Source organism: Phenylobacterium sp., from assembly GCF_044372605.1.
In the GTDB taxonomy this organism is placed as follows: Bacteria; Pseudomonadota; Alphaproteobacteria; order Caulobacterales; family Caulobacteraceae; genus Phenylobacterium.
Genome location: NZ_JBILRO010000092.1, coordinates 1 through 11,562, shown reverse-complemented (window position 1 = coordinate 11,562; position 11,562 = coordinate 1). Strand labels below are relative to the sequence as shown.

The 11,562-nt window shown below is 62.8% G+C and carries 7 protein-coding genes and 1 pseudogene; 5 read left to right on the top strand and 3 right to left on the bottom strand.

Going from position 1 to position 11,562, the window contains the following annotated elements; genetic code table 11:
* Both ACIQ42_RS09405 and ACIQ42_RS09400 read left to right on the top strand, forming a co-directional pair.
* On the top strand, positions 1 to 201 hold a 201-nt coding region (locus ACIQ42_RS09405; protein ID WP_397421941.1), incomplete at its 5' end, for an acyl carrier protein.
* Between the two features lie 13 nt (positions 202 to 214).
* Entirely contained in the window at positions 215 to 2,038 is a 1,824-nt protein-coding gene (locus ACIQ42_RS09400) for a fatty acyl-AMP ligase (protein WP_397421940.1), read from the top strand.
* On the opposite strand, the gene ACIQ42_RS09395 is transcribed toward ACIQ42_RS09400, so the two are convergent.
* Positions 2,012 to 3,352, bottom strand: coding sequence for a TCR/Tet family MFS transporter (locus ACIQ42_RS09395; RefSeq protein WP_397421939.1), 1,341 nt, complete (start codon positions 3,350 to 3,352; stop codon positions 2,012 to 2,014). The two genes, ACIQ42_RS09400 and ACIQ42_RS09395, sit on opposite strands and share 27 nt — an antisense overlap.
* 194 nt (positions 3,353 to 3,546) lie before the next feature.
* On the opposite strand from ACIQ42_RS09395, the gene ACIQ42_RS09390 reads away from it, so the two are divergent.
* A complete protein-coding gene (locus ACIQ42_RS09390) occupies positions 3,547 to 4,014 on the top strand; it encodes a ClpXP protease specificity-enhancing factor SspB (protein ID WP_397421938.1) in 468 nt (155 codons plus the stop codon).
* 273 nt (positions 4,015 to 4,287) lie between these two features.
* Here the strand turns inward: ACIQ42_RS09390 and ACIQ42_RS09385 are convergent, their stop codons facing one another.
* Positions 4,288 to 5,574: an ISNCY family transposase gene (locus tag ACIQ42_RS09385; RefSeq protein WP_397421937.1), complete on the bottom strand. Its 1,287-nt coding sequence runs from the start codon at positions 5,572 to 5,574 to the stop codon at positions 4,288 to 4,290.
* A 433-nt stretch (positions 5,575 to 6,007) separates the two neighbouring features.
* On the opposite strand from ACIQ42_RS09385, the gene ACIQ42_RS09380 reads away from it, so the two are divergent.
* Entirely contained in the window at positions 6,008 to 7,972 is a 1,965-nt protein-coding gene (locus ACIQ42_RS09380; RefSeq protein WP_397421936.1) for an esterase/lipase family protein, read from the top strand.
* Positions 7,962 to 10,472 (top strand): ATP-binding protein, encoded by a 2,511-nt coding sequence (locus ACIQ42_RS09375; RefSeq protein ID WP_397421935.1) that lies wholly within the window; start codon positions 7,962 to 7,964, stop codon positions 10,470 to 10,472. Before ACIQ42_RS09380 ends, ACIQ42_RS09375 begins: the two co-directional genes overlap by 11 nt.
* Positions 10,473 to 10,629: 157 nt before the next feature.
* On the opposite strand, the pseudogene ACIQ42_RS09370 reads toward ACIQ42_RS09375, so the two are convergent.
* Positions 10,630 to 11,562, bottom strand: a pseudogene (locus tag ACIQ42_RS09370) (IS630 family transposase); the annotation flags it as partial.

Here is an 11,562-nt window from a genome sequence, read left to right as displayed (position 1 = left end):
GACGTCGATCGCCTAAAACCGTTCCACGAATACGGGCTCGACTCGCTCGTGGCGGTGGAATTGTCGGGACGGCTAGAGCAACTCCTTGGGCGTCCCGTGTCGCCTTCGGCGGCCTGGGAACACCCCACGATCAATGGGCTCTCCGAATATCTGCGATCCGGACAAGAGCCGGAGTTCATAGACATGGACCTCCAAGCCTAATGCCGAGCGTCCCATGGGCGAAATGTTAAGGGCGCTGCGTCCGTCGGCCCACCGGCTCGGGCCCCATGCGCCAGCCGATCCGCACTGGGCCACTCTGTCGGATATGCTGTCCGCCCGGGCCCGGACCATGCCCAACGCCCTCGCCTTTGCATTTCTGGACGGCGGACGCGAGAGCGACCGGCTGACCTTTGCAGAGCTCGACCTCGAGGCCCGGCTGATCGCCGCCGACCTGGCGGGGCGCGTGAACCCCGGGTCCGTCGCAGTCCTGCTCTACGGGCCAGGCCTGGAGTTCATTGCGACCTTCTTCGGCTGCCTCTACGCCGAGATATGTCCGACCCCCGTCATGCTCTCCATGACGGGGGGCGGACTAAACAAGATCGCCGCGACGATCCGCAGCAGCGAGGCGAATGTCGTGCTTGCGAATTCCCGTCATCTGCGTCGATTCCAGCGGACCTTGAGCGGGCTTGTCGACTCGACCGGCCTCGATTGGATCGCCACCGACGAGATTGCTATCGATGACGCCCTCGCGTCAGGCGTGGTCGCGCGCGGTTCCCCGGATGGCCTGGCCTTTTTGCAGTACAGCTCCGGATCGACGGGGGCCCCGAAAGGGATCGCTATCAGTCATCGGAACATCCTCCACAATCTCTCGCTGCTCCGCGCCGCCTTCAATGCTGACGCTGACGATCTCTGCGTCAGTTGGTTGCCGCATTACCATGACATGGGCCTGGTCGCTGGAATCCTGCACTCGGTATACGCTGGAATCCCATCGGTCATGATGTCGCCAGGCGCGTTCCTTCGTCGGCCAATGGAATGGCTGGCCGCGATCTCGCACTATAGGGCGACCCTCAGCGGCGGGCCCAATTTCGCTTATGAGCACTGTTTGGCCAATGTTGCGGCCCCCCTGCCGGAGGATTTGGATCTGCGGTCTTGGTCCGCGGCGATCTCCGGCGCCGAACCGGTGCGCGCCTCGACCTTGGAGCGATTTTCGCATGCCTTCGCACCTGCCGGATTCCGTCGGCAGGCCTTTTATCCGACCTACGGCCTGGCGGACGCCACGTTAATGGTGTCGGGCGCGCGCCGATCGTCGGGACCCACGGTCTTCAAGCTTCTCGCCGATGACCTCGCGCGGGGCCGGGCAGTGTTAGCCAGTTCCGACGCGACAAACGTGCACCTTGTGGTGTCCTGCGGACCGCCAGTCACCGAAGTCGTCATCGTTGATCCCGAGACCCTCGAGCCGAAACGACCCGGAGAGGTCGGCGAAATCCTCGTGGCGGGTCCGAGCGTCTGCCTAGGGTATTGGCAAGGCGCATCCATACCGCCTGTGCTTCCTTCGATCAAACTAACCGGCCATCCGGGGGCTGTGTTCGTAAAGACAGGAGACCTCGGCTTCGTAATGGCCGGAGAACTCTGTGTCACCGGCCGAGTAAAGGAACTCATCATCATCGCTGGCCGGAACATCTACCCGCAGGACCTCGAGGGGACGATCGCCGCCAATCCCTCCTCAAACCTTGGTAGGAGTGTGTGTGCCTTTTCTATCGAAGACGAGAACGAGGAGCGGCTCGTGGTCGTGCAGGAATTGGGAGTCACAAGCTCCGGTGGGCCCAATTTCGACGAGCATGCGGTGTGCGTGCGCGACGTCGTGTGGAATAGTCACGAACTGGCGCTTTGGCGGTTGGTGCTCGTGAGAGCTGGATCGCTCCCGAAAACGACGAGCGGCAAACTTCAGCGCCGACAATGCCGCGCCGACTTCATGCGCAACGATTTGAATCCTTTGTTCACTTGGCCGACGGGCTCGCGGCCTTTCTCAGCGTCAAAGGACATCATCCCGGGCGGATGACCGATGGGCCGCAGGATTCTCAAGGTCGAATCCTTGGGGCTCGGCGACTTCGTCGCGACGCAGAGCCGCACGGACTTCGACTTGACGCGCCCTGGCAGGCCCGCGGGCAAAGACGAAAGCCAGTATCCAGGCACCGATCATCAACAGTCCGGCCGCGGCCATCGCAGCGCCTAACTTACTTGGCGATGAGCCACTCAGAATTGACCACGCGAAGATCTGCGTAAACGCAATCGGGCCCGCGAAACTGCCGAGAGCCATGAGCGCGCCCAGCGCGCCGTGAAGGCGTCCCTGCTCACCGGGGTCGACCTTTTGCGTGACGAGCGCCGTTAGGGCTGGCCCGGATACGCTCCCCAAGCAAACAGCACCGACGGCTACACAAAACCACGTACCGCTGGGCGCGAGCGCTAGACCGAAGAACCCAGCGATCGAGCACGCTATTCCCAAGAGTACTACCAAGCGATCGCCTAGCGCCTTCACGATGAGCGGGGCAATCGCCGCCATTACGGCGATGCTTCCCACAGAATAGACCATCAGCAGCACTCCGACGGCCCCAGAGTTCCAACCGTAGCGGTGCGCCGTATAGAGCACCAGCAGCGCGTTGGCGGCCTGGGCAACGACCTGCAACAGCGTCATGACACTGGCTAGGCCCACGAGCCCTTTGTATTTCGTGAGGATACCAAGAGACTTGACAGGCAAAGCCGCGCTCCAGTCTACAACGGTGCGCCGATGCCGGCGCAGGGATTCTGGCAAGACGAAGAGTCCGTACAGGCAGCTTAGGCCCGTAAGCGCGGCTGCCGCCCAAAATGGCGTGCGCGGGCTCAATTCCCCAAGAAATCCGCCGACGACTGGGCCTAGCACTAGGCCGACGCCAGAAATCGCCGCCAGCAGCCCAAAGCGCGCCGCGCGCTTGTCCTCCCCCGATACGTCCGCGACGTAGGCTGCTGCGGTGGCGTAGTTGGCGGAGGTCACCCCCGAAATCGCCCGTCCCAAGAACAACCAAGCCAGGCTCGGCGCGAGCGCCATCAGCACCAGATCAAGGGACAGGCCGAATGTCGAAACTAGGATCACCGGTCGCCGGCCGAAGCGGTCGGAAGCGGCCCCGAGGACAGGCGCGGCGAGAAAATTCATTAGGGCCCATACGCCAGCGATCAGGCCAAACGCTCTCGAGGCGCCGGCCGCGTCTCCCCCAGAGAGTACTAGTACGAGGCGCGGCAAAACCGGGAAGATCAGGCCGAAAGATAAGGCGTCGAGCAAGACAATCACGAGGATGAAGCCAAAGGCTCGTCCGTTCGCCTTCCTCGCGCGTTCTCTCATGTTTGGAGTCCCCCATCCATGTCTCATGAAGTCACCGGTCTTCGCACGTGGATCGCTGTTTGGTTTCAATCCGCGTCGAACGACCTTCTTAGACGCCTAGGTGGATTGCACCCACCCTGCCGACCCGGACAACGTGGCAGTCCCTTCTATAGGGCTCCAACTGTGGAGGTGCCCGCACCGTCGCAGCGCAAGACTTGAGTGGAGAAGGTGAATCGAATTTCCAATTTGAATCGAGGTCCGTCCCTGGAGGTGGTGAAGCTCCGGGTGATAGCGCCGCCGGTGGGGTCGAAGGCGCCAAAATCGAGCACCACTCGGCGCTGGACGGCGGTTTGGAAATTCTGGGAACCATCGCGATCCCCGCCGTGACACTGGCCTTCACGGTCATCTCCAACTGTCATGACCTTAACGTAACGTTCGCGACAGATCATCCCGGGGTCGAACTTTCAGACGCATTTCAGCTGAAATACCCGCAATCGATGAGGATCGTCGTGGGCGGCTCGTTCTGGGATCTGGCCTGTTCAGCGGAAGGCTTTGAGGTGTCACTGTCGTTCGGCGGCGTGAAGGAGCGCCTACTAGTTCCTTATGCCTCGATCAGGGTCTTCGCTGACAAGCCTGGCCCGTTCCACAATGACGCCCAGGACGCGGACGGAAACGCGCCCTAGCGACGTCTAGACCGCCAACGTGGATCCGCACGGCGCTGTTCTTCAAAATGTCCTTATCGCAATCATCTCTAACGAAACCCGGCGCTAAGGGTGCGACTCGCATTGATTACGAACCTCTACTTTTTCAATAGCTTATTTAGCATTTGTCCACGCCATTTAGAAATGACACTTGGGCCGGCCAGATAGAAATGTCACCAGCCTCTCAGTCGGAGGGCGGGCTGGCGCGCAGCTTTCACATTGCGCAGCGCCAGACCGCCTTCCGTGCCCACGGTCTCAACGCGCGCTCGATGCGGACGCTGGTCTGATCGATCGTCGGGGTTTCACGTCGGCGTCGCGACGGACCTGGTCTTCGCGGATTTGGGCGAGCAGCGGCCCGAAGAACTTGTTTCCGACGATGGCAGCCTGGTCGACGCGTCGCTCCTTGTCGAAGAGCCGGTAGGGTAAGTCGGCGCCAGAATGGTGGACCACAATCCGGCCGTCTGGATATTCGACCACCTCAGCGGTCTTACCCGCCGCGGCCAGCGCTGCTGGGATCTGCTTCAGCACAAAGACCTGCCGGTCGTAATGCAGGGTCAGGGCCTGAGTGACGGTCCGAGTTTCCCGCCACGTGAAGGCTTCATCCAGGTTATCTCGGACGGTGAGGGGCCGATGGAGATCCTTGGTGTTCGCCGGCGCCTTGCCGAAGCGGGCGTTGTGGTCGGTCATGAAGCCCGGCAGGAATGCATTGGCGCCATCGACGTCACTGATATTGGCTAGCCGCAGCTCCTTCACCAGCCGATCCTGAAGCGTCTTGTGAGCGCGCTCGACGCGGCCCTTGGCCTGGCTGGAGTTAGCGCAGATCAGGTCAATGTTGAGCCCATGCAAGGCGCGCCCGAACTGGGTGAGGCCGTCACCTTTTCGGGCGTCGCGCTTGTTAACCCGGAAGACGACGTGCTTGTCGGTATAGAACGCCACCGGCTTGCCCCAGGCCTCCAGATAGCCCCGCAGCACCTCGAAGTAGGCAAAGGTGGATTCGGTGCGCACGAATCGCAGCTGCATCAGCCGCGAGGTGGCGTCGTCGATAAACACCAGCAGCGTGCATCGCCGCCCGCGATCTTCGAACCACCAGTGATCGCACCCGTCCACTTGGATCAGCTCGCCCACGCAGTCGCGGCGGTAGCGCGGCTGATAGGCGCGTTTCCGGCGCCGCCGGCGATCAAGCCACAGGCCGTCCTCCAGCATCCATTTGCGTAGCGTCTCCTTGGAAACGCGCAGACCGTGTCGCTCAGCCAGCTTCTCCGCCGCCAGGGTGGGGCCGAAATCCGCGTAGTTTTGGCGCACGATCTCCAGGGCTTCAGCGCGGGTCTCGCCGGACATCTTTCGGTTGCTCGGCCGGCCCCGCTTTTTGGAAATCAGACCCTGGGCACCTTGCGACCGGTAGGCGCTCAGCACCCGAAACACTTGGCGTCGACCCAGCCCGAGCAACTGCTCGGCTGCCTCGATCGTCAACCGATCCTCATCCAGATCGCGCAGAATCTCCGCGCGCGCCAGCTCGCCTTCGCTCATGATCAACACCGCCACTGGCGTCTTTCCCTAGCCATCCGAAGGCCTAGGAGGGTGACATCTCTAACTTGCTCGCCGGTGACATTTGCACGTTGCTGCTACAGCATTATTTCGCATAAGATACATTAGGCGTAGACACACTGTAGATCACCGATAGAGATGTCACCAGCGTTCCAGTTAGAGATGGCAACCCTGTTCTAGAGCCCTTCACAGCGCCTCTGCGCAGCCGCGGGAGGTCCGCGTTGCGCCAACAGGCGACATTGGGGTCCGGCCGCATGGCGGACTTTCGACTACCGTCACCAAACACGCCTCCTTCAACCTTTGCAGACGGCGGCGCTCGCAGCGAAACTCATCATGCGGAGAAAGCGCCGCCTTCGACACGTCACAGTTGACCTATGGATGGTCGCGCAACGCTGTGTTTTACTACCGCTGTGGTTAGGAGGACGGCGGAATGGACGAGGAGTGGCTTAGACGCCCTCAGAACGGCGTCGCCGTCATCTTCGTCCACGGGGTGCTTTCCTCTGGCAAGGCATCCTGGGGTGCCGACCATGGAAGCTACTGGCCGAAACTGCTCCTGGACGACGACGCGACTAAGGCGTTCGGGATTTATGTCTTCTCCTATCGCACCAACCTCTTCAGCGGTGGCTATCGCCTAGGAGATGCCGTCGACGCACTGAAAGAGCAGATGCGATTGGACGGCTTGTTCGACTGCCACACGCTTGTGTTCGTGGCCCATAGCATGGGCGGCATCGTGGTTCGGAAACTGGTTGTGGAGCGCGCGTCGGACTTCCGCGACAGCGGCATCACTATCGGCCTGTTTTTGATTGCGTCGCCCTCCCTCGGGTCGCAGTACGCAAACTTTCTGCAGCCCCTCGCCCGCGCCATCGGCCATAGTCAGGCCGACGCGCTGCGCTTCTCGCAGGACAATGGGTGGCTGCTCGACCTCGACAAGGAGTTCAGCAACCTGAAGGCCTCAGGCGACCTCCCGATGGTCGGGAAGGAACTCGTGGAGGACAGGTTCATCGCCATGAAGTCCCTGTTGCGTCGGCAGGTGGTGGAGCCCTTCTCGGGTGCAAGATACTTCGGCGAGCCGTTCAAGGTGCCGAACAGCGATCATTTTACCATCGCGGCACCCGAGTCGGCGCGCGCGATCCAGCATCGGCTTCTCAGCCGATTCCTAAAAAACCTACCTCGGGTGACACACGCTGCAGGAGCTTCGTCGGTCCAGCCCGGCGCGCCCTCGTCGGCATGCCATCTGGTCTCCCGCGTGAATGACTTGCCGCCGACAGTGTCCCCTTCGGAGACCCAGCCGGGAGCTTATCTCAGCAAGTTCGGCTATGAGCACGACATCTACATCAGCTGCGCCCCGGGCGGCGTCGGACACCTAGCACAACCCCTCCGCAACTGGTCGCTTCAGTTCCGCGAGCAACTCGCTGGCACACTCGACTATCTCGGTGTGAAGCCTCTCAACATCGTCCTCGACGACAGCCCTCATGGCACCGATCCGGCTCAACCGGAGACGGTCAGCGATCACTTGTCGAAAGTGTTGGCCAGATCCGCGATGTTGCAGGTCCATGTCTCCAATCAGTTCTTGGCGTCGGAACGGTGTCACCTGGAGCTTTCGTTATGGGACAAGGCGGCGGCTGAGCGCCTGGGCTCCCCCGACTCCCGCATCTCGGTCATCCGCCTGCTCGAGATGGCGGGTCGCAAATGGCCCGAACCACTGGAACCTGGTGGCGTCCAGCTGTTGGGCGCCTCCTTCCACGACAAGGGTGCTGAGGCACCATGGGGGTTCGGAGAGGACTGGAAGGGCGCGGCGCCCAATCCGCTCTTCGCACGCGCGCTCTTCAGCCACGCGGGATTCATCCGCAACCGCTTGAACACGCTGCGCGACGAGCTAGAAATGCTTCAAGCTCAGAAGGTCGCCACCGCGATTCAGGCAAACGGGAAGCTCAGGCAGGTCTACCTTCACGGACGCCCGGAGCACTCAGATGCCTGGGCGCGAGCGGCCGAGGACTTGGACAAGGCCGGCATTCTCTTCCAGCCGCTGGCTGGCCCCGAGGACGACCCAGATGATCCGAAGGCGGCGCACCGTTTTGTCAGGAAAGCGAGCCGCTGTGAGGCGATGCTGCTCGTTGGCGCCGATGACGACACTCTCGATATTGACATTGACCTCATTGGCTCCGATCGCCGCGAACTGATCTTCTCCGGGTTTGGTCGCTACCTGCCGTGCGCGGTTGTCGACATGGCGGGGCTCGGAAATCCCCTGTTCATTCGCGCCGCTCAGCGACGCGATATCGGCTGGATCGACGGCTCCCAACCCAAATGGCCCAGTCAATTCCAGGCGTGGCTTTCACAAACTGCAGGGCGCACGGCCGACCAATACGGCGTGGAGCATCCGCCTCATGATTCCTGAGCCAAGCCTAGCTGATTTTCGCGCCGTCCCGCAGGAGGCGATTGCCCGCGGCGCCACGACGGCCGAGTTGCCGACATCGCCGTATCCTGGACTTCGACCCTTTCGGCTCGAGGAATGGCCGATCTTCTTTGGCCGCGAGACCATGATCGAGGAGATCGTCGCCCGTCTCCATGGGCGCGCGGTCGTCTTCGTGCATGGGGCGTCTGGGTGCGGGAAGTCATCCTTGATCTACGCCGGTGTGCTTCCCAGTCTCGCGCGCCGCGCGCGACGGCAGAAGCTCAAGTTTGCGATAGTCGAGATGCGACCCGGCCGGGCGCCGCTCAGCACTCTTGCGGCGGCCGTGGCAAGCGCGGGGGTGGGTCTGGACGTGGCAGCCGCCCAACAGATCCTCGCTCTGGGCCGCGACGCCGGCGCCGCGCTGGCACTGAAGCTGCAAGAGGCTGGCGTCGACCGCCTCTACGTCTTCGTTGACCAGTTCGAGGAGATCTTCCGCTTCGCCCGGCATGTGGATCCGACTGAAGCTGCGCTGTTTATAGAGGTTCTTGTCGGCCTCAGCGGTATCAGCGGCCGCCCGCAATTCTGGGAGGAGATGGAAGACGGGGACGAGACCCCGACTGCGGCGCCCTTGGGACCCGTCCGCTTGTTGGTCACCATGCGCTCGGAATTCCTCGGCGACTGCGTGCGCTTCTCGGGACTCACCGAGATCGTCAACCTCGCCCAGTACCTGCTGCCAGGCATGGCGCGGCGCGATCTCCTGCGCGCAGTGAGAAAGCCAATCGAACTGTTCCATGGCTCGGTCGCTACGGACCTCGCCGAGAAACTGGTCGCGGATGCGCTCCTGGAAGACGACCCTCTACCTCTTATTCAACATTCGCTCGCCCGCCTCTGGTCTGGCCCTGGGGTCATGACCCTTGCGGCGTACCAAACCACGGTGGAGGCGAGCCCGGAGCAGTTGGACTTGCCGGGCGGGCAGCTGAGTCGCCTGCTTGCAGCGCACGCAGACCAAGTGCTCGCCGCGTGCACACCGGCGCAACGGGATGTCGCTGAATATCTCTTTCGCTGCCTCACGGAGGTCGATGCGGAAGGTCGCGCGACCCGCCGGCCACGCCAGCTGAATCAGCTTGAGGAAATCGTAGGTCAAAGCCGCGTCCAAGACCTCCGGGACGTACTCGAACATTTCCGCGCCGAGGGCGTGTCGTTTCTCCGACCATACGCCCAGGAACGGGCAACTCCGTTGCCGACCGACCAAGTCGTGGACATCAGCCACGAAGCCTTGATCCGCGCTTGGCCGCAGATCGCCGACGTGACGATAGACGCCACGGGCGTACCGCGAGGATGGCTCCGGCGCGAGGTGGAGGATGGGCTGATCTGGCGGTTCCTGGCCGTGCAAGCCAAACAGTTCGTCAACGACAGAAACGCCCTGCTGGATACCGCGACAACAGGAAGGATGGTGCCTTGGTTCGATCGACTGGGGGCCAACGCCGCTTGGGCGCAACGCCACATCGTTAGCCGCGCGCCTGGCCCGGCCGAGGCGCAGTTGGAATGGAAGAACGTTCGCGACCTCGTCGCTGCCAGCGTCAAGGCCCGCAAACGCGTACTACGCCAACGCCGGCTGAATTTAGCTGCCATTTGGTCGGCCGGCATCCTGGCCATACTCGCCATGGCCGCTTCGTATTTGTCGACATTGACCAAGCTGGAGACCGTAGAGACCAGCCTCAATGACGTGAAGCAGGCGCAGGTGAGTGATGTCGACAGGGAACAGCAGCGCACCCAGATTTTGGCGGGCTCTACGCCGACTCCGGCCATCAAAGTGCCGGTCGCCCAGGGAGACTTTCCCGCGCCCGCGGGTGCGATTGTGGGCTATCTCTGGCTCGGCTCTGACGGGGACGCGACGATTTCGACGGAGGGCGGCCGCGCGACACCAAGTCAGGCCAAGGCGGGGGAGGCGTACATCCTAACAACGCCCGTCTACCTGCGGGGAGATTTCCCCTCACGGACCTACGCACTATCGCCGGAGGTTCTCGCGCCGATTCCAGCGGGAACGCGTCTCACGTTGATGCGAGATCCAGTCGCTTACCGCCGCCCGACCCGCGTTCAGTATTGGGCGAAGGTCGCCGCCGACTCAATCAAGCCGACCGTGTTTTTGCAGTACTTCTCCGAGGCAGATGTAAATCCGCACTCAGACGCTGACACCCGGAAGGCGGCCAACCAGTTGGTTACCGCGCTGGCCGGGCAAGGGTACACAGCGCCAGGCGCCGAGCGTGTCGCAGCCGCCCGCGGGTTGAACGAAGTGCGCTTCTTCTACTCATCCGATGCCCGCCACGCCGCACTGCTTTCTGCTCAGGTCCAACGCAACCGACCCTCCAGTGACCCGCCCCGGGTGGTGGATTTCACGAAGTATCCGGGCGAAAAGCCACCACGCGGCCTGCTTGAGATGTGGGTGGATTTTAGCCCGATCTCGCCGCCTGGTGTGCAACAGCAGCGGCCGGCAAAATATTAGTCCGAACCGGAACTAAACCTATCGGACGTCGCCTCTGCGCCACAAGCGGACGTAGGGCTCCTGCCGGAAAGTAGACGTACCTTGGCCGCCCCCGAGGTGCTGCCAGCCACAAACCGAACGTGCGATGAGCCCGCCGCCTTACTAGAGCGCGTTGGGCTTAGACGTACGCATTGCCGGCATGTCTGATGTAGTTGGCGCATTCGGCGGGTGAGAAGCAGTCGAGGAGCTTGCCGATGCGTCGCCAAGTGTCCTCAACGGTTCGCTCGTTGGCCTTTCGCAGAAGCGTTTTGAGCTTGGCGAAGACCTGCTCGATAGGGTTGAGGTCGGGGCTGTAAGGCGGCAGGAAGATCAGGTGCGCGCCGGCGTCGCGGATCGCCTTGCGGACGGCCTTGCCCTTGTGACTGCCGAGATTGTCCATGATCACGACGTCACCGGGTGACAAGGTTGGCACGAGGCACTGTTCGACCCAGGCGCGGAAGTACTCGCCATTGATCGGTCCATCCAGCACGTGAGGCGCGTCGATCCGGTCGTGACGCAGGGCCGCCAGGAAGGTGAGCGTCGTCCAGCGCCCATGCGGGACCTTGGCGATCAGTCGCTGGCCCTTGGGCGCCCACCCTTGGGTGCGGGTCATGTTGGTCTTGGCCCAGAGCCTGCCCCCGCGAAGGCGGGGGTCTCGTCGATGAAGACCAGGCGGCGCGGATCAAGCCGATGCTGATGGCGCTGCCAACGGTCCCGCTTGCGCGCCACGTCCGGCCGGTCCTGCTCGGCGGCGTGCAGCGTTTTTTTTGACGCTCAGGCCCTCGCGCTTGAAGAAGGCCCACACCGCATAGGGACCTGCCTTGACCCCTCGCGCCGCCAGTTCCGCAGACAGGCCCCGAACCGTCAGGTCCCACCCGGCTTCGGCCATCCGCGACAGGATCCAGTCCCGCTCCGGCTCCAGAAGAGGGCGCACGTGGCCGCCGATCTTCGCCGGCCGGACCGACCCGGTCGCCCGATGCCGCTGCAACCACTTCACCGCCGTCGATTCACTCACCCCAAACCGGCGCGCCGCAGACCGCCGGCTCTCGCCAGCTTCCACCGCCGCCACCAC